Raw genomic sequence first — 26,544 nt, 5'->3', positions numbered from 1 at the left:
ACGATTATGTACTTAAGCATACAAAATATTTTGGCAATGGTTTTTCTGATTTTTTTGAGTCAGGTAAAATCTAATCACTTTTCCCCGGGCGAACTTTGGCTTGACGATAAAGGAATGCATATCAATGCCCACGGAGGTGGTTTTTTGATCCAGGGAGATACTTATTACTGGTTTGGTGAACATAAGATAGAAGGGAAAGAAGGGAATAAGGCGCAGGTTGGCGTGAGTGTCTATTCTTCCAAGGACCTCTACAACTGGAAAAATGAAGGTATCGCACTTGAAGTTCATGATGACCCTAATTCTCTTTTGGTCAAAGGTTGCATCATTGAGCGGCCAAAAGTGATTTATAATAAGAATACAAAAAAATATGTCATGTGGTTTCACCATGAAATAAAAGACCGTGGATATGACGCAGCTATGACAGGACTCGCCACCAGCGACCATGTCACCGGGCCTTATACCTATATCAAAAGTGTAAATCCCCATGCAGGGCTATGGCCATCAAATTATCCCGATAGCCTAAAATCCAAGCCTGTGGATTTGGAAAAATACAAAAGGCCTTCCCAAGAGTGGAAAGACGCGGTGGTTGATGGTGTCTTTTTGAGAAGGGATTTTGAGAAAGGGCAGATGGCAAGGGACATGACTCTTTATGTGGATGATGACGGAAAAGCTTATCATTTCCATTCGTCAGAAAACAACCAGACCCTACACGTCGCAGAACTCACGGAAGACTATCTTGATTTTAGCGGCAATTATACCAGGGTTCTCCATGGAGAACAAAACGAAGCACCTGCCATTTTCAAAAAAGACGGCAAATATTATATGTTTTCATCAGGTCTTACCGGATGGAAACCCAATCCCGGCAAATCCGCGGTAGCAGACCATCCGATGGGGCCTTGGACTTCCTTGGGCAATATGTGTGTCGGCACAGAGGAAGAAATGAATACCACATTTTGGTCTCAAAGCACCTATGTTTTGCCGGTAATTGGGAAAAAGGATGCATTTATATTTATGGCGGACAGGTGGAATCCTGACAATCCCATAGATGGAAGGTACATCTGGCTTCCTGTGGAATTTGATAACAGCACACCTGTCCTCAGGTGGTATGACCAATGGGATTTATCTTTCTTTGATAACAAATAGAGTAGACATGCGAAATAGTAAAGACACTCTTCTATCAGTCATAGCAATTTTGGTTTTTTCTTTCCACACATTTGGTCAGGAAAATCCCAAAAAGCCTAATATCATTCTGATTTTAGCAGATGATTTGGGATATGCTGATTTAAGTTTGACCGGTTCGTTGCAGATAAATACCCCAAATATTGATGCTTTGGCGAGGGAGGGTGTAAATTTTACCCAAGCTTATGTTTCAGCCCCGGTTTGCAGCCCTTCGAGAGCGGGATTATTAACCGGAAAAAATCAGGTTTCATTTGGATACGACAATAATCTTGCTGCCAACCAAACAGGTTTTGACCCTGAATATGGTGGATTACCCGTTGGGCAAATGACAATGGCTGACAGGCTGAAAGAAGTAGGATACGTGACGGGGTTGATAGGAAAATGGCATCTCGGGGAAAAGGAACAGTTTCATCCTGTAAGAAGAGGCTTTGATGAATTTTGGGGTTACCTAGGCGGGGGGCATCATTATTTCAAAAGTGAGGAAAATGGGCAAGGTTATCTCAGACCTATTATCAGCAATTATAAAACCCCTCAGCCCATCACTTACATCACCGATGACAAAGGGGATGAGTGTGTGGATTTTATCAAAAAACACAAAAACGGTCCTTTTTTCTTATATGCATCGTTCAATGCTCCTCATGCACCGATGCATGCTTTGGAAGATGATTTAGCCTTGTTTTCACATATCGAAGATGAAAAGAGAAGGACATACCTCGCTATGGTCCATAGGTTGGATTTGAATATTGGCAAAATCATCCAAGCCCTAAAATCAGAGCATCTGGAAGAAAATACCATGGTTGTATTTTTGAGTGACAATGGTGGGCCTTCGGATCAAAACGCATCTCTCAATGCGCCTTACAACGGTCAAAAAGGAATTTTGCTTGAAGGGGGAATTAGGGTGCCTTTTATCATCAAATGGAAAGGTGAACTTCCTGCAGGAATAACCTACTCAAAAGCCATTTCATCTTTAGATCTTATGCCGACATTTTTGGCAATTGCCGGAATAAAACCTACTTCAACAGATCAACTTGATGGCGTGGATTTACTTCCTTTCCTCAAAAGTGAAAATAATCTTTCCCCACATGAAAACTTAAAATGGAGGTTTACGATCAGTGCAGGAATATTGGAAGACAAATGGAAACTGATCCGGCTTCCGGACAGACTCCCACTTCTGTTTGACCTGTCCCAAGACCTATCCGAACAGCATAATGTTGCTTTGGAAAACATAGAGGTGACCAGATCTCTTTTGAAAAAACTAGGGGATTGGGACATGTCTCTGCCACATCCCTTATTTTTGGAAGGAGCAGAATGGAAGCCAAAGCAGCTTGATCTCTACGATCAACCATATTCGATTACCCAACCAAAAATAGTTGGTAACAATTAATTCAACTAAGACCCTGAATCCAATGAAAAGTATTAAAAAACTTCTAGCAGTAATTCTTTTACCACTCTCGGTAGGCTGTAATGAAAAGGCCACCCAAACCGAGGAGAATAGTCTTCCAAACATCGTCATCATATACATGGATGATTTGGGATATGGAGATCTGAGTGCTTATGGTGCCACCGAAATACAGACTCCTCATATGGACAGGCTGGCAAATGAAGGGATGAAATTCACAAATGCCTATGCCACTTCTGCCACCTGTACGCCAAGCAGGTATGCTTTGCTCACGGGAATCTATCCTTGGAGAAACGAGAATGCCAAAATCTTAGCTGGAACAGCGCCACTTTTGATAGCTGTAGATCAGATGACAATTCCAAAAATGTTGAAGACCAAGGGTTACCATACAAGCATTGTTGGTAAATGGCACTTGGGTCTCGGAGATGGAAATGTCGATTGGAACCAAAGAGTTTCTCCGGGACCAAATGAGGTTGGTTTTGATTATTCTTATATCATGGCAGCGACCCAGGATAGGGTTCCTACTGTTTATATTCAAGACGGCCATGTGGTTGGATTGGAAGCAGATGACCCCATTTTGGTGGATTATGACAAAAACTATGAAGGTGAACCAACGGGTATCGATAATCCTGAATTATTGAAAATGAAATGGCACCATGGACATAATAGCAGCATTGTGAATGGTATCCCAAGGATTGGATTTATGAAAGGTGGAGAAAAAGCCAAATGGGTGGATGAGGATATGGCTGACCATTTTCTGATCAAAGCTCAGGATTATATCAGGGGAAAGAAAAATGATGAAAATCCATTTTTCCTCTATTTTGCCATGCAGCAACCACACGTGCCAAGAACGCCGCACCCAAGATTTGTAGGATCTTCAGGTATGGGACCTAGGGGAGATGTGATTTTGGAAGCAGACTGGGCAATTGGAGAATTGATGAAGACTTTGGAGGAAGAAGGTCTTTTGGAAAACACCCTTGTGATTTTTTCCAGTGACAACGGTCCCGTTTTGAATGATGGATATTATGATGATGCTGTCGAAAAACTTGGAAATCATACGCCTTGGGGGCCATTTAGAGGTGGGAAATACAGTCTTTTTGAGGCTGGGACTAGAATGCCTTTGGTCACTTATTGGAAAGGAAAAATCAGACCTGGGGTTTCAGATGCTTTGGTCTCTCAATTGGATCTGTTGTCATCTCTTTCCAAGCTAGTCGGAAGTGATATTACCACAGAAGATAGTAAGGACATGTTGACCCTTTTGATGGGTGAATCGGATTTGGGAAGAGAAGAAGTTATTTTAGAGGCTACCACAAGAACAGCCCTTCGAAGCGGGGATTACATCATGATTCCTCCTTATAACGGACCTGCCATAAATACAGCTGTCAATATTGAATTAGGCAATGACAGTAATTATCAACTGTATAATATCAAGGTGGATCCCGGGCAAAAAAATAACCTAGCGACGTCAGAACCGGCAATGCTTGAGAAACTGAAGCAAAGGTTTGAAGAATTGAGAGGCGTGGGGTATAGTAAAATAGAACAATTGGAATTAAAGTAGATTTTTGGGTTATGTTGATTTTACTAAATCCGGGGAAATTATCTCCGGATTTTTTTTTTATGAATATACTGAAAACACCTGCACGGTAAACAATTGATCGAAATAACGTGAATAAGACTTTTTACTCCTTTGGAATGAATGATTTGACCTGAAGGAATGGATTGGTTAGGAGTACTTTAGTTGCAGATTCAACGCGTAATTTTAACAATAAAGCCAATTTAACCATGAAACAGTTTTACAGAACCAACCTGTTTGCGCTCTTCCTTATTATTTCAGGAATAGTTTATTCATCCCCGGTTTGGGGATTTCAAGAGAATGGAAATCCCTGCAATAATTCTTCACGATACTTGTATTGGGTGGGAGATGTGGATAATGATTTCTTCAATGAATTGAATTGGAGAGAAACCACACAAAAACCATCAACTCCTAACCCTCCCGGGCAAACTGGAATTCCCGGCCAATCAGCAAAACCGGAGTGCCTTCCGGGGGCAAATAAAAAACCTAATACCATTTGCCTAAATGATCACAATCCTGATGAGGATAAAATTCCGAGACCAGGGAGTTTAACTCCTGGACAACCTATTTCTTTTAACTTATATATCGAGGGTTCGGAAATTTTCGCAAATGGAGAGATTGTTTTTGGATGTGCAGATTTTGGATTGACACTTTCAGGTGCAAAACTTGAATCTGATTTTGTTATTTCTCAGGGGGTGATTTCCTTAGATAATGAAAGTACTTTGAAAATATCCGCTTCAAAAATCCCCTTAGCTTTAAAGTTTGACTTTTTGGATGCGGCATCTTGGATTTATTGGAATGGTATCACACCTGATTTAATTGGAAATTCATTGGACAATCATATTAAAATCAATGGACTTGAAACAACTAAAGGGTCAGGCTATAGAATAAACCAATATTACCAAAAAGGCGCTTTGATCAGACCTATTGATGCCAATTACACTGCTTTATCTGTCTTCTCTGATATAGACTTTGGCGGCAATAAAGGAGAACTTAACGAACTTATTATATATAAAGGGGCACAAATCCCCAATGGGATGGATAAAGCCACCCATTCATTTGTACTCAAAAGAGGATATATGGCTACTTTTGCCGTCAATGAAAATGGAACAAGTAAAGGTAAAGTCTATATCGCCTCAGAGGAAGACATGTATGTGGAAGCGTTGCCAGAGGCATTGCAAGGAAATGTCAGGTTTATTAGGGTTATTCCATGGAACTGGGTGACAAAAAAAGGTACAGGAGGTTTTTTTGATCAACTTGATGCCGGTTGGTATTATAACTGGGGGCTTGGATCAACATCAAGACCGAATTATGAATATGTCCCAATGGCTTGGGGTGCCGGTGGTGCTTCACCTGCAAGCGTGCAAAGTGTCATTTTAAAGGAAAATATAACTCACTTCCTTGGATTCAATGAATCGGACAATTGCAGCGGTGAATCCGGTCAATTCAATAATTTATGTCAACCTTCCGTAGCAGTTGCCTACTATGAAAGTCTGATGGGATCTGGATTACGGCTTGGAAGCCCTGCTCCAAGAGAAAACGGACCAACAGGCTGGTTGAGAGATTTTTATAATATAGCCAAAGAGCGTGACGTAAGATTCGATTTTGTTGCTGTTCACTGGTATGATTGGGGCTCAAATCCGGCTAATAGTCCAAATGCAAATCCTCAGGATATTTTTAACAGATTCAAAAACTACCTAGAAAATGTCCATAACATCTACAAGATGCCAATCTGGATCACCGAATTCAACGCCAATCCAAACAGGGGAAATGAGATTCAACAGGCTTTTTTGGAACTGGCGTTGCCTTATCTGGAAAACTTGGACTACGTGGAGCGATATGCCTATTTTCAACCAAATCCAAATAATTCTTCAAATCCAAATGTCACAACCGCATTCTATTATGATGAGAACAGCAACCTTACCAATATAGGTGAACTTTATCTAAGCCATCAATCCACACCTTCCATCAAAGAATCCAATTATGCTCCAAATAATAGTTTGGAAGGTCTGGATCTGCCCTTTGTTCCTAAGGAAGTTAATTCAATGATTTTTGAAGTGGAGTGCGGTAATTATTTGGGATCCAAATGGGATATTTTGGATGATGCGACTGCATCCAACGGGAAATTTCTTAGAGGTAATCTCGAGAATGATGGCGCTAGCCCTATCGCAGGGCAGGTTCATTTTGATTTTGAAATTGATGGTGCAGATAGCTACAGGGTTTGGATCAAGGCATTTTCTACACCAGGAATAAACGGAGCCCTAAGATTCAAAATGGACAACGGGCCAATGGAGCAAATTGTACCTTTCAATTCAAATGAGTTTATTTGGTTTCAGGTGCCAAGAATATATGACTTGGGAGAAGGCAAGCACAGGCTCACCCTTGAATTCCCTAATACCGCAATCAGATTGGATCAAGTTGCATTGATCAATGGAAGCTTCAGTTTAGAAGGAGTTGTCCAAGAACCGGGTTATTGCCTTCCAACTGATAATTTTTGGGGTTTGGAGCAATCTGATGTCCTAGATTTCTATGAAGCCGAAACAGCACAATTTGGATCAGACTGGACAGCGGAAGTCGATGCCAAAGCCATCAATGGCTTGTTTATCATGACTGCTGATCAAAACTCATCTTTGGAGGAAGCTCCGCAAGGGCCGGGAATGGTAGAATTCGAATTTGAAGTAGAAACAACAGATGAATATGAGATATGGGCAAAAATCCAATCGTTGACCATGGAAGGAGAAAGCGCACTTTGGATCTCGGTGGATGATAATCCATTTAGAAAGTGGTCAGATCTTCAAAATGATTTATTCATCTGGTATTGGAAAAAATTCCATTATAGCTATGCTTCTGAAGCAAGAAACTTCTCCTACTTTTTGGAAGCAGGACTACATAAAGTCAAAATCGCTTACGCTTCGGGAACTGTGGCCATAGATAGAATTGCTTTAGCTACTAAAGGGAAAAATCCGGCCGATGTAGATCCTGATGTAGTCAACTTGGTGGAAAACCTTGAGTTGGAAGCGGAACTAGCCACCATTTTGGGTACAGCACAAATTGTAAACTGTGGATCGTCCTCGAATGGAAAGCAGGTCAATATGGGAAACCTCAATACCAATGGGGTTAAGTTTGATCAAATTGTCGCAGAAACCGCCGGAGCGTATAGGCTTCAAATTAGCTATATGAGCGCTGTCCAAAGAAATTTCAGGCTCACAGTCAATGGTGAAAATCTAGGACAACAGGTGGCGACTTCTTCGGGGGCTTGGTGTTTTGGAGGAGGAGTACCCGGGATTTGGGAGATCAATGTTCAATTGAATGAGGGTATAAATATTATTCAGGTTAACCCATTCAGCGGAGATGCACCTTTTATCGATAAGATCAAACTTGTGAAATCCGTCAAGATTGCTCCTTCATTCATTTCTTTGGAAGCAGAAAAAGCACAATTGATTGGCACCTTTCCAAGTCCGGCTTGCGGCACAGCTTCTAATGGATTTATCGTAAATATGGGATTCAATACCGGCAATGCGATTAAGTTCAATGAAGTTAATGTCGTCCAATCAGGTGCTTACAATGTGGAATTCCATTATTTCTCAAATGTTGTGCGAAAATTAAGAATCATCACCAATGGTGTTGCCAGAACAGTGAACTTCCAACCTACGGGCGCTTTCTGTTTTGCGGGAGGAGTTCCGGGTAAACAAACTGTTGAACTCCAGTTAGAGGCTGGTGATAATGTGATTCAACTTACCCCAATCGAGGGTGATGCACCTATCATGGATAAGATAGTAATTACCAGCCAAGAACCGGAAAGAGAGGTGATGCGGAAAATCAGCACCGAGTGGAATATGGATTTGACCACTGAAAAAATACTGGAAAACAAGGAATTTAATGTGTTTCCAAACCCTGTCAAAAGTGGTGCATCGGTAACAATTCAGGTACCTGGAGTCAAATTGTCAGATGCCTCTATTTTGGTAAGACTTACGGATATGACCGGAAGAACCATCTTTGCAGAAGCAGTGAACAACACAGAGACCCAATTGATACATCTGAATAATACCTTGAACAAAGGGATTTATGTAGTCATGGTTCAGCATGGCAATCAATGGTTTGCAAAGAGACTGATTGTGGAATAAGCAAATGGGATAAAGGGCTGGTTTTATAATCAGCCCTTTGCTTCCTTAATAAATTGGGAATAAAAGCCAGAGGAATCTATGAACAACGGCAGTATCAATATAATTTTAAATTTAGTCCTCATATTTATCCTTTCAAACGGGGGTTCTCTATTTGCCCAAACTGTTGAATTCAATGCTATTTTTTCGGATGGTATGGTACTTCAGCAAAATAGCAAAGTTTCGATTTTTGGCTTTTCAAAACCAAATCAGGCATTGGTCTTAAAAGCTAGTTGGTTTGTAGGCGAGCTTTCTGGCCAAAGTGATGATAAAGGAAAATTTGTCTTTGAATTGGAAACTCCAAATGCAGGAGGACCTTACAAAATCCAAGTCAATGACAATAATATTGAAGATGTGCTTATTGGGGAGGTTTGGCTTGGATCAGGGCAATCCAATATGCAAATGAGATTGAACGAAATCGATGTATCAATAAAGGATCTGGATAAATTGCCCGAAATCAGATTTTTCACAGTTCCTGTTCAGGATTCCAAATTTCCTCTCGACCGACTCAATGGAGGGAAATGGATTTCGGGAGCGGATCAGGGAAATATCAGGACAGTTTCTGCTGTTTCTTATTATTATGCGCTGACTTTGCATCAAAATCTGAATGTTCCCATAGGGGTCATTTCGGCGTCAAGAGGAGCCTCAGGCGCTGAAGAATGGATTCAAAAAGAGAGCTATAATGCATTACCGGAAAACGTCAGGACGCTGTACACTCCCGAACCAGCCAAATACCCTTCAAGTTGGTACAATGGTATGATTCATCCTCTCATACCATACAATATCAAAGGAGTGATTTGGTACCAAGGCGAAAATAATGTTGCTAGAATGACCTCCTATCCATTACTCATCAAGACCTTGGTTGAAGGTTGGAGCCGGGATTTTGAGCAAGAGGATATGCCTTTTTACATGGTTCAGTTGCCCTCATTTAAAAGAGAATGGCAGGAATTCAGGTTGATCCAAGAAAGTATTGCCGATAGCATGCCACAGGTTGGCTTGATCACCACCATTGATCTTGGAGAGGAAAATGACATTCATCCCAAAAGAAAAACAGAGGTTGGTCAGAGATTGGCATATTTAGCCTTGGCAAAGACTTATAAAAAAGAATTTAGGTTCAGCAGTCCTAGGGTTGATCAGGTCATCATCAAAGACGATAAAGTGCTGATAACCTTCCATTTTGCCGAAAGTGGATTGATGACCTCAGGGAATGAGGATCCCAAATATTTTGAAATTGCCGGAATTGATGGGGTGTTTTATCCTGCGAAAGCAAAGCTGGAAGGTAGTACAATTGAAGCCAAAGCCGATGAAGTGACCAATCCGGTGTCGGTGAGATACTTTTGGATGGGATATGGGAAACCGAATTTATTTTCAATAGATGGGTACCCTGTTGCGCCTTTCAATCATAAAAAATATGAAGAGAAATAATTCTGGAAAAAAGTGGATTTTGCTGATCAGATTCTAATTCTAAAAAAACTTTAAAGCTGAAAGTTGCGTATCGATCCCCCGGTTTTTTAATATAATTATGGAAGAAAGATAAGTTGGAGTAATGTATCAACTTATCTTTCTTTTTTTCAACCTTCAAATAACTCCTATCTTTTATCTTTCTACTTACAAATCTTGAGTCTGCTCCGAGAACTCTTTTATCAGAAAACTACCCCTCTAATTTGATCAAAAAGGAACTATTTTAAGTAAAATTATTATTTCGGAGGGGACTCAATCTTTCAATCTTGCAATCTTCCAATCTCCTCACTCAAACTTCCCCTTCAAATAACCCAAGGCCATACCATAAGCTTCTGTGGTAGCTTCACTGTCATATTTTGGATTGGAGGGATTGGAGAATCCATGGACTGCGTCAAATATTTTGTACTCAAGGTCTTTTCCTGCTTTATCCATCGCAACAGCAAACTCTTCAATCACTGCTTTGGAGATGTTTTCTTCTGTTGCAAAAAGTCCCAAAACATCAGAGTTCAGCGTTTTCAATTGCTCCACATCCCTGACCGGCATGCCGTAATAGATGATAGAACCTACGTTTTGTTTGCCTAGCAGAAGCGCTGATTTCAACGACCAACCTCCTCCAAAGCACCAACCCACATTGGCGATTTTAGCATCTTTTCCTGCAAAATCCTTTGCGCCTAAGACGATTGTCTCCAGTCTTTTTTCATTTGTTCCCCTCATAAAACCCATCGCTTCTTGGGGATTTGAAGTCACATTGCCGTCATACATATCGATGGCGATCACGTTGACATTTCCTCCAAGGTCAGTATAAAATTTATCTGACTCGGCTTTGATATTGTCATTGAGACCCCACCATTCTTGGTAGACAAAAAGCCAGTTGTTGGATGGTTTCTTTGCTTTGATCAGATATCCGTTGGCTTTTTTTCCATCTGCGGTTGGGAAAGTTGTCATCTCACCCAATGGATCGAAGTCAAAAGGAACAGGTGATGGATGAAATGCCACAAACTTTGGATCATCTAAAAATGCGATCATTTCGGAAGGGCCGGTGTGGCACATGGTGATTTCTTCAGAACCGCTTACGGTTTCTTTTTCTGAAACTTTCCAGCCAAGGAGGCCAATAAGGATCAGATTGAGGTAGATGATGATTTTGTACATAGGGTTAGTTTTTTGGTTAGAACTGTTTAAAATTCAAATTGTTGGCGGTAAAAGAGAAGCAAAACACACCCGCAGCAAACTGAGAAATAGGAATAGACCAAATTTAACCAATTAGAATTTTGGAATATGACCAGTCAAACCTTTTTCTTTCCGACTACAATCCCGCTTTTGCATGGGAAAAAGGTCTGTATTAAATTGAAAAAAATACCTAACACCAAAGACTTATGAGAAAACATTACTTCTTGTGGGCAATAGTAGGTTTGATGACCTTTACTACTGCCTTTTCCCAAAGCATTCCGACCCCGAAAGAACATTTTGGTTTTGAGATTGGGGAGGATTACAAATTGGCTACTTACACAGCTACAGATGATTATTTCAGGAAGCTGGCAGCATTATCCGACCGTGTAAAGTTCGTTGAAATCGGACCGACCGAGGAAGGAAGGCAAATGCCGATGATGATCATCACCTCACCCGAAAACCATAAAAAATTAGACCGATATAAAGAAATTTCTCAACTGCTTGCAAGGGCTGAAATCACCGAAGAAGAAGCCAAGAAGCTATCCGTGGAGGGAAAACCTGTGGTTTGGATCGATGGTGGACTGCACTCTACAGAGACAGTTGGTTCGCATCAGTTGATTCCAACTTACTATGAATTGGTCGCCAGCAATGACCCTGAAATCCTCCGTTTCCTCGATGACCTGATTATCCTGATGGTTCAGGTCAATCCTGACGGACAGGAGATTGTTACCAATTGGTACATGGGTCCTTCAGATGTCAAAAAGAGAAATATGTCCTCACCCTACATGTACCAAAAATATGTGGGACATGACAACAACAGGGATTTTTTCATGATGAACATGAAGGAAACCACCAACACTTCCCTACAGCAATATGTGGAGTGGCTTCCCCAAATCATCTACAATCACCATCAGACCTCGCCCGCGGGAACCGTAGTGGCAGGACCTCCTTACAGAGATCCATTCAACCATGTTTTTGATCCATTGATCATGACAAGTCTGGATGGAGTCGGCGCTGCGATGATCAACAGACTCAATTTAGAAGGAAGACCCGGCTATACACGTCTTGGTGGTTCGGTATTTTCTTCTTGGTGGAATGGTGGCTTGCGTACCACGCCTTACTTCCATAACATGATTGGTATCTTAACAGAAATAACCGGCGGACCAACACCTTCAGAGATTCCTTTGGTTCCGGAGAGATTGATCCCGACACATGCGACACCATTTCCGATCGAGCCTCAGGCTTGGAACTTCAAAAAATCAATCGACTATTCAGTTTCTCTGAACTTTGCGATCTTGGATTTCGCCAGCCGAAATGATGATGCCATCCTTTACAACATCTACAAGATGGGTAAAAACAGCATCGACCGTGGCAATATGGATTATTGGACCAAATATCCAAAAAGATCAGCTGCTGTGCAGGCTGCCTACGACAAAGCCAAAGAAAAGAAAGCTGCAGATGATCCTGAAATGGCCTATTATGGCATGAGAAGCGGATTGCCAAAGCAGTATTTCGATTCGGTTTTTCAGGATATGGAACTTCGTGATCCTAGAGGATTTATCCTTCCTGCTGATCAGGCAGACTTCCCGACTGCCGTTAGATTTATCAATGCATTGATCAAATCCGGTATTTTGGTTCACAAAGCCACTGCGGAATTTACCGTGAATGGCAAAAAATATCCCACAGGTTCTTATATAGTGAAATCAGCTCAGGCATTCCGTCCGCACGTCTTGGACATGTTTGAGCCTCAGGATCACCCCAATGATTTCGAATTTCCGGGAGGCCCTCCAAAGCGTCCTTACGATGCTGCGGGCTGGACATTGGCATTTCAGATGGGAGTAGAATTTGACAGAATTATGGAGGGCTTTGATGGGCCATTTGAGAGAATCGCCTATGGTGAAATCCAAAGTTTCCCTGCCATGAAAGTACCTTCAGGTTCAGGATTCTTGATTGACGCTAGGGCAAACAATGCCTTTATTGCTGTCAATGATTTGTTGAAATCTGGTGCAGAAGTTTCAAGAACAACGTCTACTGTATCAGGATTACCGGCTGGTAGTTTCTATGTTTCCGGTGGCAAAGCAATTTTGGAAAAAGCCGCAAGTGAATTTGGAGTAAAGCTTGTTTCAAGTTCCAAACCTTCTGGAGCAGTGAAAATCAAACCTGCTAGAATAGCCTTATTTGACCATTATGGTGGTTCCATGCCTTCAGGTTGGGTAAGGTGGATGATGGAGCAATACCATTTTCCTTTCCAAGTCATCTATCCACAGGACATTGACAATGGAGATCTGAAAGCCAAATATGATGTCATCTTATTCATCGGTCCGGGTGCACCGGGAACAATCAGAAGCTGGGGCGGCATGCCAAAGGCAGAAGACATCGATGCACAATATCACAAACTCCTTGGCAATGTGACAAAAGATAAATCTGTCCCTGAATTGAAAAAATTCATGGAGGCAGGAGGCAGTGTAGTTGCTGTAGGAGCGAGCACATCACTCGCTTATGACCTTGGACTCCCTGTCACAAATGCCTTGCTTGAAAAACTTCCTGACGGAAGGGAGCGAGCCTTGACAGGTGAAAAATATTACATTCCCGGAAGTATTTTGAAAGCTAATCTCGATTCCTCATCTCCTGCAAACTGGGGAATGGGAGAGTCTGCCAATATGGTATTTAACAATAGCCCCGTTTTCAATCTCGCACCTGACGCTTTAATGAAAGGCATCAAGCCTTTGGCTTGGTTTGGCACAGAGTCACCGCTTAAATCCGGTTGGGCTTGGGGACAATCTTACCTGAGAAATGGTGTAGTGGCTTTTGAAGCACCTATCGGGAAGGGTAAACTTGTCGCTTTCGGACCTGAGATTACTTTCAGGGCACAGGCACACAATACCTTCAAATTGTTGTTTAATCAATTATATGTGAAATAGGATTTACCTAGAGATTCTTTTTAAAAAGGGAATAGGTTTTTAGGCCTGTTCCCTTTTTTTATTACCCTTTTCAATTGAATCAGGATGGCAGTTTCATTTTGATTTTTATCTGAAAAGACCTTGGATGAAATTGATCAAAGGCGACAATGACCTTTGATAATGTAATGGTCCTTTAATCTGAGATTTTAAAAATTCCAAATGCTTCGAGTTGATGAGGTCAATTGTTTTTTGTTTGGATTCTTGATTGGTGGACTTTCTTCTTGAATTTTTTCGGATCCGATAGTAAAACCCTGTTTCCGAAAGCTTCACCACTTTCCCACCTGATTTGAGCATGTTGATCCAAAACTCCCAATCCTCCCATCCCCATGTCATTCTTTCGTCGTACCCACCTGCCAATTCCCAATCCTTTTTTCTAAAGAAAGCAGACACAAAAATCATATTGTCGAGCGCTAATGCTTTTAAAGAAAAGGGTTTGAGTTTCCACTTTCCTACTTTATCTCCAAATTTTTCAGCTTCAGAGTAAATAACTTTGACTGCCGGATTTTGATCCAACACCTTTACCGCATTCTCGATGTATGTCGAAGAGATCAGGTCATCTCCATCCAAAGGGAGAATGTATTTTCCGATCGCTTTTTTGATTCCTTCATTTCTAGCTTTGGCGGGTCCTGCATTCTCCTGATTGATGACTGTTACTTTTTCTGGATAATTCTGCATAAACTGTAAGGCAATTTTTGCGGAATCATCTACACTGCCGTCGTCTACGATTATAATTTCAATCTCCTTAAAAGTGCTTTTGATGACTGAATCAAAAGTTTCAGTCAAAAAATTTGCTTGGTTATAAACTGGAATTACAATGCTTACTTTTGGAATCATGTGATTATTAATTATCTATTTGAGATGTCAAAATTCAAGTTTTTTGCGGTAAGTAAGCAGATTATCTATGATAAATTCCTGCATTTTTCTTTTCGTCCACTGGAAGTTGATTTGATATATGATTTTTATACAAATAATTGAGGGGATGGAAAAAATCTCCAAAAAAAGTCCACACTAAGGGATAATTTGGATTTTTGCCTTTGAATCGAAAATCTATAGTTTTAAATAATTTTGTGATGGGGTTGCTCGCCTCAAGTTTTTTTTCCCTTGGATGAACTCCCGGATTTTGCTTCAACAATTCAAAATTTGCATCCAAGTGGGCTTCCATATTTTTGATGAGATCATGGCTGAGTGGAGTATTCGGCCTTCCTACCCAAGCTATTGCGGACACAAGATCGCTCCAATAATCCGGCATCCATCTCCCGTCTTTGTCAAAAACCTTAGCAGGACCGCCTTTGACTTCAGGTTTCCCTACCAAATAAATATTCGGGTCTGAAAAATGTCCCCAAACTTTTTCATAATTCATCAAAGTAGCCTTGATGTCATGCCATCCCCCTCCGTAATGATGAAGCAGGTAAGCCCTAAGATAGTCAGACTGATGTACTGCACTCAAATATTCAAATGCCGGATGTAATGGATACTTTTTATCCACAAAATCTGTCACATTTTCCTTATTCACCAAACAAACAGTTACCCCGATATTTGCGAGTAAAATTTCGAAACTCTTTGATCTAGATGCATTCATTGACCCTCCTGCCCAATAGCCCCATATTACCTTAGGCACGCCATTTTGGACTTCTAAAAGTTCGAATTCTTTTTTGCTATTAATTTGTTTTGGCATAGAATTTATAGTGTATTTGGGTAACGGCTCTAATTTTTAAATTACAGAATTTTACCAACAATTTGAAACCCAAATATCCAATTTCCAATCAAAGTTTCTTCATAAAATAATTGCTGCGGTTTCATTGTTAAATAAATTCTTCAATCAGAGGAGGGTAATCCATGGATTTAAAAAAATCAGTTTCAATTATTATCCCAAATTACAATGGGAAAAAATTACTTGAGCAGTATTTGCCTTGTACGATAACAGCAATTGAAGCGGAAAATGCTCCATTTGAAATTATTGTAGTGGACGATGCTTCATCAGATGGCTCTGTTGAATTTTTGAAGCAATTTTTCCCACAAGTGCTTGTTATTCAAAACAAACTTAACAAAGGCTTTTCTTATTCCTGCAACATAGGACTGGAAGCCGCAAAGTATGAATTGAGTTTCTTTTTGAATTCCGACGTCAAATTGGATGTTTCTTACTTTAGCAAACAGTGGAAATATTTTGAGTTTGAAGATACTTTTGGGGTGATGGGAAGAATGTTGACACCCGAGGGAAACAGGATCGAAGGTGCAGCTAAAATACCAATTCTGAGTGGATTAAAACTTAAGGTAAACAAACAATATTATTCCAATAATCTAAACCAGAAATCCACGCCTACTATTTTTCTTTCTGGAGCCAACAGCCTTGTTGTCACTGAAAAGGCGAGAGAGATTGGGGGTTTCAATGAGATTTTTTCACCATTTTATTCTGAAGATGTAGATTTGGGACTAAAGTCATGGCGGGTTGGTTGGAAATCCTACTATGAGCACCAATCGATTTGCTATCACCTAGGAAGCCATACCATCAAAAACTCGTGTCAAAAAAAGAAGATAAAATCTATATATTATAGAAATAGAATGATTCTCCACGGAATTCATGTTGAAAGAAAAGATCTTCCACTCTGGAAAATCCAGCTTTTATTGTTAGAGATTTTGCCCAAATTATTGATTGGAGATTTTTGGATCTTCAAAAGTTTTTTGGATTACAGAAAGCAAATTAAAAATATCGAAGATTCCAGAAAATCGCTTCAAATTCTCATGGACAAGCATGAAAGAAAAATTTCTATTTTGGACCTAGAAGAATATTTCGAAAAATCACTTTTCCTTCAAAATCCGACATTTCTTTAAATAAGCATATGCCTTTCCCTGATAAATTGATTTTTTTGAGTAGTTGGAAATAGTTTCAACCATAAAAGGGTTAAATTGAAATTTTCATTTAAAATCCAACTTCCAAATATGAAATCGAATTTTCTTACTGCGATACTTCTTTTGTTTTCATTGGCTTTTTTATTTTCCTGCAAGGAAGATTCAGAAGCTCAGCGAATCATTGATAAATCCATAGAAGCCCACGGAGGGAAGGTTTTTGAAGCAAGCAATATCAGTTTTGATTTCAGAAACAGGTATTATGAAATCTCTAAGAACCCTTCCAAATTTCAATATTTAAGGGAATTCTCAGATTCAACCGGATTTGTCCGTGATGTCTTGAACAATTCCGGATTTGTCCGAACTGTCAATGGTGAAACAGTTTCTCTCCCCGGAGACCGAATCAAGGCATTTACCAATTCAGTCAATTCAGTGGCCTATTTCACTTTTTTGCCATATGGATTGAATGACGAAGCGGTTTATAAAACCTATTTGGGTGAAGGAGAATTGGAAGGGAAAAATTACCATAAGATCAAGGTGACATTTTCTGAGGATGGGGGAGGAGAGGATTTTGATGATGAGTTCATTTATTGGATCAATCAACAAACCAACCTCATCGATTACCTCGCCTATTCGTACCACACAGATGGTGGCGGAGTGAGATTCCGAAAGGCAATCAAAAAACATGAAGTCGGCGGACTGATTTTGCAGGATTATGAAAATTACCAACCGGTGGATAAAAATACTCCTGTGGAAGAAATGGAGAGTCTTTTTAAGGAAGGTAAGTTGGAGTTACTTTCTGAAATCAGGTTGGAAAATGTTACTGTTGAAACGCCATTAAAGGATTGATCAAAAAAACCTTGGATATATTTGAGTCAAAAAACTTTCAATTTATTTTTCTTTAAATACTTTATTTAAAAACCTGGGCATGAAAATCGAACGAGTTAAGTTTTTGAATCCCCAAGGCAATCAGCTTTCAGGAAGCCTTTTCTTACCCTTGGATGAAAAGCCGCGGTTTTTCGCTGTTTTTGCGCATTGTTTTACTTGCACCAAAAATCTTAAGGCAGTCAATAACATCAGCAACACACTTTCTCAGCTTGGAGTGGCGGTATTGAGTTTTGATTTTACGGGACTGGGGAGCAGTGAAGGCGTCTTTGAGGATACTCATTTTACATCAAATGTCGCCGATTTGGTGGCAGCTTCTGATTTTTTGAAAGATAATTATGAAGCGCCAAAACTCCTGATAGGACATTCTCTCGGTGGTACTGCGGTGATTTTTGCGGCTGAGCAATTGGACGAAACTGTTGCTGTTGTCACTATCGGGGCACCATCCGATCCCGAACATGTGAAAAGGCTTTTTAAAGATGACGTCGAAACCATCAAAAAACAAGGCTCAGCAAAAGTGAATATTGGTGGCAGAAGTTTTTATCTCAGAAAGGATTTTATCGATGATCTTGAAAATAAAAACCTTCCGGATACCCTTTCCAAGATGAGGAAAGCTTTTTTGTTTTTGCATTCTCCCCAAGATCAGATCGTGGACATTTCAAATGCAGCGACGCTATTCCAAAATGCTTTCCATCCCAAAAGTTTTATTACACTTGACGGCGCAGATCACCTTTTGTCCGAAGAACACGAAAGCAGGTATGTGGGAGAGTTGATCAGCGTTTGGTCCAAAAAATACCTTCCTGAAGAAAAACCAGAAAATGAAACCAAAGGTCATCAGGTCAAAGTCAGGCTGTTTGGGGAGGGCTATACTTCCGAAATCAAAACACCATATCACCGCTTGCTAGCTGACGAACCCGCAGCAGTAGGAGGGGATAATCTTGGCCCAACACCCTACGATTTGTTAATGGCGTCTTTGGGGACATGTACTGCGATGACATTGAAAATGTATGCGGACCGCAAGGGTTGGGACTTAAAAGAAATCAACGTGTACCTAGATCACGACAAAGTTCATAAGGAAGACAGCGTCGATTTTGAAAAGAAAGGCTCCAAAATAAGCAGGTTTACCAGAAGTTTGGAAATAGAAGGCGAACTCGATGAAAGTATGAAAGCCAAGCTTCTTGAAATAGCTGACAAATGTCCGGTTCATAGAACGCTACATGAGGAAATTATCATAGAAACGAAATTTAAAAGTTGACATGAAAAGACCGCTTATTCTCCTTGTTTTGATCTTGGCCAGTCTTGCAATATGGACTTATCAAAATCAGGCTGCAGAAGAAAGCATCGGCATTGTCATCGCCGACAAACACAAAGGGGTATGTTGGGTTGGAAGCAGAAATCCATTAGATGGATGGGAACTTGACACCTTAGGTAGTTTTGGTGTGAGTCATATTTCACAGACGCCTTTTGGATGGCAATCCGATCCAAACCTTCCGGATATCAAATGGGAGGAACATTCCGATAAAATGTGGTGGGGAGAATCTCTCAAGGGAATGAATACAACAACTTCCATAGGAAGGGAAAAAGGAATAGAAAGTATCTTAAAGCCGCACCTTTGGGTGAGGGGAAGTTGGCCCGGAACTATCAGTATGAAGACCGAAGCAGACTGGGAAAAGTGGTTTGAACAATACACAGAATTCATTCTATATTTTGCCAGATTTGCGGAAGAAAACAAGATTCCGATATTGTGTATTGGAACAGAACTAGAGATGACAAGTAACCGTGAGGAAGATTGGAGGAAAGTGATTGCTGAAATCAAATCTGTTTACAGAGGGGAATTGGTTTATGCAGCCAATTTCACAGAATACCAACAGATCAAATTTTGGGATGCTTTGGATTATATCGGCATTCAGGCATATTTTCCCCTGAGCAACAAGACGAATCCTGATCTTGAGGAATTGATTTCTTCTTGGGAAAAGAAAAGTAAGGAAATAGAAAAGACTGTTAGGCAATATCGAAAGCCTGTGATTTTTACAGAAATCGGCTATTGCAATACAGAGGATGCAGCCATTCAGCCTTGGATTTGGCCAAATGAAAGGAAGGAAATACCGCTTTCTGAGGATGTTCAGGCCCTGTGTTATGAGGCTTTCTTTCAGACTGCTTGGCAAAAGGATTGGCTTGCTGGAGTATATTTCTGGAAATGGTATCCGCAGCCAAGGGAAAGGGATCCGGATTTTACTCCACAAAACAAGAAAGCCCAAATGGTTATGAAGAATTATTTCTTAGGATAAAGCCAGAATTCCAGAAGAGAAATAACAAACATGGATTGCAATGCGGTTAAGAAATCTTGATCAGAAATTCAAGGGGCTCCTCAAACAAGGACTTGCTCCCAAAGAACTAGCATTCAGTATTTCTGTTGCCATCCTGATCGGCATTTTTCCTATATATGGAAGCACTACTGTTCTTCTGGCTTTTTTGGCTTTACGCTTGAAGTTGAATCTGCCCATAATGATAGCAATCAGTTACATACTGACGCCTGTCCAAATATTCTTAATCATTCCTTTCGCAAGGGTAGGTGAATTTTTATTTGGATATGAAAGCATAGGAATGGATCTGGAAAGTCTGCAGCGTGCTTTTTCGGAAGGTATTGTAACGGCTCTCTCCCAATATTCAGGACGCTTGGTTTTAGCAGTCGGTGGATGGGCAATTGTATCGATTCCACTTTCAGTAGTCATTTACATTATTTTGTTTCAGATATTTAGAGCTATGAGACAAATCCGCAAGAGAGATGAAGTCAATATGAGTTCGGATTAAATTTGATCTAATTTGAATATTTTTAAAAAAGAAACTGACACGCAGAAACATACCCTTTATGGGTCAATCCTGTTTGTTGCAGGTTTTTTGGTAATCGCATTTTTATTTCCTGAATTTTTTGGTCAAATCCTAAGTGAGTGGACTTATCAGGTTCTGGACGTTTTTGGGAGCTCCTACTTGATATTAGGATTAGGATCAGTTGGGGTGTTATTGGTATTGGCATTTTCCAGATTTGGAAGTGTTAAACTAGGAAAGGAGAAGGCCGAATATTCATGGATTTCATGGATAGCCATGCTATACAGCACCGGAATGGGTGGAGGATTATTGCTTAGAGCAGTTCAAGAACCTGTTTTTTACTACAGCAATCCTCCCCGAGCAACTTCACTTTCCGCAGGGGAATTCGCTTTGGAATATACCTTTTTTCATTGGGGATTTACGCCGTGGGCGATTTATGCGTTGTTTGGACTTGTGATCGGGTATAATCTTTACCAAAGAAATGGTAGCATCCTAAGCTCTTCCATATTGACGGGTATTTACCAAAAGTCGGTTTTGGCGACATTGCTTGACTTTATTACAATTATATGTACGGTCATCGCAGTAGTAGCTGGGGTTGGACTCGGAAGCAGACAATTGTTAGATGCACTTTCATTTTGGACAGGTATTGATAGTTTTACAGTTAGCCAATCCATTTGGCTTGTGGTGCTCGTGTGTGTGATTTCCACTTTCTCAGCTTTTTTGGGAGTCAATCGGGGGATTAAGATAATATCCAATCTCAATATCGCATTGGCTACTCTTCTCCTGATTTTTACTTGGATATTGGGGAGTGAATGGATTGTGTTTGGGATGTTTTTCAATGCTTTGGGAACCTACCTCTGGGAATTTATTCCCATGAGCCTCAACATCGGTGATCAGAAAGTTTCCCATTCATTTCTAACAGATTGGACATACTTCTATTGGGCGTTTTGGCTGGCTTGGGCTCCGTTTACAGGCGTGTTTATTGCCCGGATTTCCAAAGGGAGGACGATCAGGCAATTTGTTTTCGGTACGATGATTATCCCTGCTTTGGGAACCTTTATATGGTTTTCTGTCTTTGGATCCAATGCTTTTCGATTGATCGAATTAGGAGAAGCCACTTCCGAGAATTTTAATTCGATCTACAGTGCTATCTTTAATTTCTTCGAATTGTTTCCTTACTCCGGATTCGGCAATACCATATCGACGATATTGGTTTTTACTTTTCTGATAACCTCCGTGGATTCGGCCATATATGTGTTGAGTATGTTCACGGATGAAGGAAAACCTGATCCAAAGCGGAGGTATCGGTTGTTTTGGGGTATCGCAATCGGCTTAGTGACTATTGTGGTGATTTTGTTTGGCAAGGATCAACTACTCCAGTCAATCAGTCAGTTGCTCATCCTTTTTGCCCTGCCTTTTGGCTTTATGTTTGTAGGAATGGTCATGTATTTAGTGTTTCAGCTAATCAGTTTGGAGAAAAAGAAATAAATTAAATGGAAGAATTAAAAAAGCATTTTTTGAAGACAAGGGAGCTTTCGGAGAAAATTTGCCAACCCCTCGATTTAGAAGATTATGTACCGCAGCCTATGCCGGATGTCTCCCCGCCAAAGTGGCATCTTTCCCATTCAACATGGTTTTTTGAACAGTTTGTTTTGATTCCTTTTGATCCTAATTATAAGATTTTCAACACTGACTTTGCTTTTCTCTTTAATAGCTACTACAACAATGCAGGAGACAGAGTCCTTCGTCCTAATCGGGGACTGATGAGTAGGCCGCCTGTCCGGGAGGTCATGGCTTACCGTAAATATGTAACCGAATTGGTATTGAAACTGATGGATCGTTCGGATTTTTCAAAAGAAATGCACGAAGTAATCGTCCTTGGCATCAACCATGAACAGCAGCATCAGGAGCTTTTGGTCTATGACATCAAGTATATCCTTGGAAATCAACCCACCTTTCCTGTCTATGGTGAATATTTTGGAGTGAAAAAAGAGGAACATAATGCGGAATTTGTGAAGATCTCTGAGGGAGTTTATGAAATCGGAGCATACGGTGATGCTTTTTGCTTTGACAATGAATGTGGCAGGCATAAAGTCTATATACAGGATTTTGAGATTTCAAACAGGCTTGTCAGCAATGGGGAATACCTCGAATTCATAGAAGCCGGAGGATATTCAGATTTCAATCTTTGGCTTTCAGAAGGTTGGGATTTTATCAACAACCAAAAAATATTAGCACCTCTTTATTGGCACAGCCAAGGATCTGAGTGGTTTTATTACACACTCAATGGATACGAAAAAGTGCGGGAAGAGCTTCCTGTCCAACATGTGAGTTTTTATGAGGCACTTGCTTTTGCGACATGGAAGGGCATGAGGCTGCCGACGGAATTTGAGTGGGAAATAGCTGCTGGGAAATTTTCTTGGGGACAACTTTGGGAATGGACTTACAGTGCTTATCTGCCATATCCGGGTTTCCAAAAAGCTCCTGGAGCTTTGGGAGAGTACAATGGGAAATTTATGATCAATCAAAATGTCCTTCGCGGTGGTTCTGTAGCCACTCCTGAGGGACATAGCAGGATCACTTACAGAAATTTTTTTCCTGCAGCTTCAAGATGGCTTTTTTCAGGAATTCGCCTAGCAAAATAAAAAAATGGATAATCAAGAATTCAGAGAAGAAGTCCTTCGGGGATTGAGCGATTCCAAAAAACACCTTCCTTCCAAATATTTCTATGATGACAAGGGCTCTGCCATTTTTCAGGAAATCATGGAAATGGAAGAGTATTACCTGCCTGGATGTGAAGTCGAAATCCTCCAAAACCAATCCAAAGATATTATTGGAGAGATTCTTTCAGAGGAAATCGACGTGATCGAACTTGGTGCCGGAGATGGAACCAAGACAATTGTTTTTTTGGAGGAGATGATCCGCTTAGGAAAAAAGCCAACCTACGTTCCAATGGATATTTCGGCTGATATTTTAAAATTTAATGAAGAAAACATCGCTTCCCGATTGCCTGAGGTACCTGTTGTGCCATTGGTTGGCGATTATTTTTTGACAATGTCTAGTTTAGAGGAAAGAAAAAATCCCCGACTTTTGATGTTTATGGGTAGCAATATTGGAAACTTTCACGGAGAAAGGGCCATTGAATTCATCAGGCTGATCAATGGGTATTTACAGGATGGTGATTTCTTTTTGATGGGTGTGGATTTGAAAAAAAATCCTCACATCATCCGTGCCGCATACAATGATAAAGATGGTATTACAAAGAGGTTTAACCTCAATCTCTTGGAACGGATCAACAGAGAGTTGTCAGCTGATTTTGACCTAGCAGCCTTTGATCATTATGGTGTGTATAATCCCAAGGATGGGGCTGCTCTCAGTTTTTTGGTCAGTCTTGAAGATCAAGAAGTCAGTATTGGTGGAAGGAAGTTTTCATTCGAAAAATTTGAAACCATCCATACTGAAGTCTCCCAAAAGTACAGTCTCAAAGAATTGGATCAATTGGCCAAACTGACCAATTTTTCTTGGGACAGACATTTTACAGATAGCAAAGGTTATTATTCTTTGAGCTTGTTTAGGAAGTAGTATGTGACAAAAGTCATAAGAAAGTTGCAAGTAATTGAATTATATTTAATCCAATGAAAACCGCTTTAAAATTGATTGCTGTTTGTGCCATTTGCCTGTCAATAATTTTTGGTTTGGTTTTTTTATTTCACTCCTAAACACACAAAATCATGAAAACAAACATGGGAACCACGGATAGAATTATCCGTACGATTATTGCACTAATTGCAGCATATCTATATTTTGGAGGTATTGTGACGGGTACTTTGGGAATCGTGCTTATGGTAGTTGCAGCCATTTTCTTGTTGACAAGTCTGGTGAGTTTCTGTCCACTTTACACTATCGTTGGTCTCAATACCTGCCAGGTAAAAAAATAGAAAATGTTAACGTCTAAATTTTAAAGCAATCCTGATAGGGTTGTTTTTTTTATTGAATTTTTTTCAAATTATACCTTCGGTTCTTTTCCAAAAGGGAATAAATCTTAAATTCAGATTTTCTAACCTTTACCACCAATCAAAAAACCCCATGAGTAATAACCGTAGAGATTTCCTCAAGTTGGCAGGACTAGGAATAGTAGGTTCGGCGATTCCAAATTTTGCCCAAGCCGAAACGCCAGAGCAGGTTCTTTTTCAAAGCCAAAGAAACCATTTGCAACTATTCAATATGTCGGGCTTTGCCGCCCCAAAGCTCCCAACAGTCAGGATAGGAATTGTAGGATTGGGACAGAGAGGACCTGGTGCAGTGGATCGATTGAGCAAAATCGAAGGGGTCGAAATCAAAGCACTATGTGACTTGATGCCGGAGAGGGTGGACAAGATGAAAAAGGAACTTGAGGGTACCAAACACAAACCTGAAGGGTATTCTGGTTCGGCCTATGCCTGGAAAAAAATGGTCGACAGACAGGATTTGGACCTGATCTACATCACTACACCATGGGAATGGCATACTCCGATGGCTGTCTATGCTATGGAAGGAGGTAAGCATACCGCCATAGAAGTTCCTGCAGCCAAGACTTTGGAAGAATGCTGGCAGCTAGTCGAAACTTCCGAGCGCACCAAAAAACATTGCATGCAATTAGAAAACTGTTGCTACGACTTTTTTGAATTGATGACTCTCAATATGAAAAGAGATGGTTTTTTTGGGGAAATTATCCATACCGAAGGTGCATATATCCATGATTTGCTTTGGTTGAATTTTATGAAAACAAGTGAAGGTGGCTATCAGGATATGTGGAGGCTGAAGGAAAACTACCGTGATGGAAACCTATATGCTACGCATGGACTTGGTCCTGTTTGCCAGATTATGGATATCAATAGGGGAGACCGTATGGATTACTTGACATCTTTGTCTAGTGCTGATTTTCATATGGGAGCCAAGGCCAAAGAATTGGCAGAAAAGGATGATTTTTTTGCGCCATTTGCAGAAAAGAAATTTGGAGGAAATATGAATACCACCATCATCAAAACCCAAAAAGGACGTTCCATCATGATCCAACACGATGTAACTTCGCCTAGGCCATATTCCCGTCTGCATACTGTCAGTGGCACAAAAGCTTACGCTCAAAAATACCCGGAGCCAAAAGTCGCACAGGGACACAGTTGGATGAAGGCTGAGGAAATGAAAGCTTTGGAAGAAAAATATACGCCGGAGATTGTCAAGAAAGTAGGGGAACTAGCCAAGCAGATCGGAGGACATGGTGGCATGGACTTTATGATGGATTGGAGGTTGATTGACTGCCTGAGAAATGGGTTGCCTTTGGATCAGGACGTATATGACGCTGCGCTTTGGTCGGCGGTTTCGCCGCTGAGTGAATGGTCAGTTGCCCACCGTTCCAACTCCATCGATGTTCCTGACTTCACTGGAGGAAGTTGGAAATCCAACAAACCTGTTGACATCACCCTCAAAGGCGGCGGAACAACCAAGGTGATCGTGTAATATTTGAATGTAATTTACCTATAGAATAGACACATAGAACACATAGTTTTTCTTTTCAATTACTTTTGATAGCGAAAGAGGGATTAATTATCCTATGTGCTCTATATGAACTATGTGGTAAAATAGGTTTTTACAAATCCTCAAAAGCCGGTTTGATGTTCGCCCAAAAGGCATCCAAGTCGATAATTCTTGGCTTTAAAAAGCTGATGATCGCGGGCCAATCATTTTGGTTAAAGACATTTAATCCATTTTTGACTTTTTGGATGCGGGAAACGATTTTTCCCAACTCATCAAATTGGTGCAGTTCCCAATCCCAAGCTTCTTCAAGTTCAGCTTCCAGCAGTTTGCGGAATTCCTCAAACTGCTCAAAGTAAAGCTGTTGCATTTCTTCATCCTTGTGGCAGATTTCTATACCAATGGAAATGAAATCCCGCTCGGTTTTCATTCTGAAATACACTTCCTTGACCCCGGTCTTATAATTCTGCCAATTGATCCGATACCCTTGGGCGGAAGGTACGGGCTTCATGTATTGGCCAAAGGTAGTCCAAAAATCTTGTCGGATTTTTGAGGATTCGGCAGCAGAGTACATTGATG

Annotated in this window: 20 protein-coding genes; 16 read left to right on the top strand and 4 right to left on the bottom strand. The window is 40.6% G+C overall.

Features of this window, described 5'->3' with window-relative positions:
• Nucleotides 1-6 precede the first annotated feature (6 nt).
• The 5 genes from M3O96_RS04120 (at nt 7) to M3O96_RS04100 (ending at nt 9,736) form a co-directional block, all read left to right on the top strand.
• Entirely contained in the window at nt 7-1,143 is a 1,137-nt protein-coding gene (locus tag M3O96_RS04120; RefSeq protein ID WP_249719029.1) for a glycoside hydrolase family 43 protein, read from the top strand.
• A 7-nt stretch (nt 1,144-1,150) separates the two neighbouring features.
• Complete coding sequence (locus M3O96_RS04115) at nt 1,151-2,563, top strand: sulfatase-like hydrolase/transferase (protein ID WP_249719026.1); 1,413 nt, start codon at nt 1,151-1,153, stop codon at nt 2,561-2,563.
• Nucleotides 2,564-2,585: 22 nt separating this feature from the next.
• Complete coding sequence (locus M3O96_RS04110) at nt 2,586-4,136, top strand: sulfatase family protein (protein WP_249719024.1); 1,551 nt, start codon at nt 2,586-2,588, stop codon at nt 4,134-4,136.
• 224 nt (nt 4,137-4,360) lie between these two features.
• On the top strand, nt 4,361-8,275 hold the full coding sequence (locus M3O96_RS04105) for a glycosyl hydrolase (RefSeq protein ID WP_249719023.1): 3,915 nt from the start codon (nt 4,361-4,363) through the stop codon (nt 8,273-8,275).
• Between the two features lie 78 nt (nt 8,276-8,353).
• Nucleotides 8,354-9,736, top strand: coding sequence for a sialate O-acetylesterase (locus M3O96_RS04100; RefSeq protein WP_249719020.1), 1,383 nt, complete (start codon nt 8,354-8,356; stop codon nt 9,734-9,736).
• A gap of 321 nt (nt 9,737-10,057) precedes the next feature.
• Here M3O96_RS04100 and M3O96_RS04095 read toward each other — a convergent pair whose 3' ends face one another.
• On the bottom strand, nt 10,058-10,921 hold the full coding sequence (locus M3O96_RS04095; RefSeq protein WP_249719018.1) for a dienelactone hydrolase family protein: 864 nt from the start codon (nt 10,919-10,921) through the stop codon (nt 10,058-10,060).
• A 224-nt stretch (nt 10,922-11,145) separates the two neighbouring features.
• Between M3O96_RS04095 and M3O96_RS04090 the strand changes: the two genes are divergently transcribed.
• A complete protein-coding gene (locus M3O96_RS04090) occupies nt 11,146-13,860 on the top strand; it encodes a M14 family metallopeptidase (RefSeq protein WP_249719017.1) in 2,715 nt (904 codons plus the stop codon).
• 105 nt (nt 13,861-13,965) lie between these two features.
• Here M3O96_RS04090 and M3O96_RS04085 read toward each other — a convergent pair whose 3' ends face one another.
• Both M3O96_RS04085 and M3O96_RS04080 read right to left on the bottom strand, forming a co-directional pair.
• A complete protein-coding gene (locus M3O96_RS04085; protein ID WP_249719015.1) occupies nt 13,966-14,733 on the bottom strand; it encodes a glycosyltransferase family 2 protein in 768 nt (255 codons plus the stop codon).
• Between the two features lie 61 nt (nt 14,734-14,794).
• Entirely contained in the window at nt 14,795-15,574 is a 780-nt protein-coding gene (locus M3O96_RS04080; RefSeq protein WP_249719014.1) for a capsular polysaccharide synthesis protein, read from the bottom strand.
• Between the two features lie 161 nt (nt 15,575-15,735).
• Between M3O96_RS04080 and M3O96_RS04075 the strand changes: the two genes are divergently transcribed.
• The 10 genes from M3O96_RS04075 to M3O96_RS04030 all read left to right on the top strand — a co-directional run bounded on the left by M3O96_RS04075 (nt 15,736) and on the right by M3O96_RS04030 (nt 25,950).
• Nucleotides 15,736-16,728 carry a glycosyltransferase family 2 protein gene (locus M3O96_RS04075; protein ID WP_249719012.1) on the top strand — a complete coding sequence of 331 codons (993 nt, stop codon included), beginning with the start codon at nt 15,736-15,738 and terminating at the stop codon, nt 16,726-16,728.
• Nucleotides 16,729-16,836: 108 nt separating this feature from the next.
• Nucleotides 16,837-17,592: a DUF6503 family protein gene (locus tag M3O96_RS04070; RefSeq protein WP_249719010.1), complete on the top strand. Its 756-nt coding sequence runs from the start codon at nt 16,837-16,839 to the stop codon at nt 17,590-17,592.
• 79 nt (nt 17,593-17,671) lie between these two features.
• Nucleotides 17,672-18,883 (top strand): bifunctional alpha/beta hydrolase/OsmC family protein, encoded by a 1,212-nt coding sequence (locus tag M3O96_RS04065; protein WP_249719008.1) that lies wholly within the window; start codon nt 17,672-17,674, stop codon nt 18,881-18,883.
• Nucleotide 18,884: 1 nt separating this feature from the next.
• Nucleotides 18,885-19,916, top strand: a complete 1,032-nt coding sequence (locus tag M3O96_RS04060) for a glycoside hydrolase family 113 (protein ID WP_249719006.1) — start codon at nt 18,885-18,887, stop codon at nt 19,914-19,916.
• Nucleotides 19,917-19,956: 40 nt separating this feature from the next.
• The gene (locus M3O96_RS04055) at nt 19,957-20,439 is read left to right on the top strand and encodes a DUF2062 domain-containing protein (RefSeq protein WP_249719004.1); all 483 of its coding nucleotides are present in this window, start codon (nt 19,957-19,959) and stop codon (nt 20,437-20,439) included.
• A gap of 12 nt (nt 20,440-20,451) precedes the next feature.
• Nucleotides 20,452-21,942, top strand: a complete 1,491-nt coding sequence (locus tag M3O96_RS04050) for a BCCT family transporter (protein WP_249719002.1) — start codon at nt 20,452-20,454, stop codon at nt 21,940-21,942.
• 5 nt (nt 21,943-21,947) lie between these two features.
• Nucleotides 21,948-23,099 (top strand): ergothioneine biosynthesis protein EgtB, encoded by a 1,152-nt coding sequence (egtB, locus tag M3O96_RS04045; RefSeq protein WP_249719000.1) that lies wholly within the window; start codon nt 21,948-21,950, stop codon nt 23,097-23,099.
• 4 nt (nt 23,100-23,103) lie between these two features.
• A complete protein-coding gene (egtD, locus tag M3O96_RS04040; RefSeq protein ID WP_249718999.1) occupies nt 23,104-24,036 on the top strand; it encodes an L-histidine N(alpha)-methyltransferase in 933 nt (310 codons plus the stop codon).
• Nucleotides 24,037-24,185: 149 nt separating this feature from the next.
• The gene (locus M3O96_RS04035; protein ID WP_249718997.1) at nt 24,186-24,392 is read left to right on the top strand and encodes a YgaP family membrane protein; all 207 of its coding nucleotides are present in this window, start codon (nt 24,186-24,188) and stop codon (nt 24,390-24,392) included.
• A 148-nt stretch (nt 24,393-24,540) separates the two neighbouring features.
• Nucleotides 24,541-25,950, top strand: a complete 1,410-nt coding sequence (locus M3O96_RS04030) for a Gfo/Idh/MocA family protein (RefSeq protein WP_249718995.1) — start codon at nt 24,541-24,543, stop codon at nt 25,948-25,950.
• 130 nt (nt 25,951-26,080) lie between these two features.
• Here M3O96_RS04030 and M3O96_RS04025 read toward each other — a convergent pair whose 3' ends face one another.
• Complete coding sequence (locus tag M3O96_RS04025; protein WP_249718993.1) at nt 26,081-26,539, bottom strand: DUF4268 domain-containing protein; 459 nt, start codon at nt 26,537-26,539, stop codon at nt 26,081-26,083.
• Between the last annotated feature and the right edge of the window lie 5 nt (nt 26,540-26,544).

The sequence above is a fragment of the Aquiflexum sp. TKW24L genome (assembly GCF_023502205.1).
Classification (GTDB): Bacteria; Bacteroidota; Bacteroidia; order Cytophagales; family Cyclobacteriaceae; genus Cognataquiflexum.
Note: the sequence above shows the minus strand (reverse complement) of the source record. Positions and strands in the feature narration are given on the sequence as shown.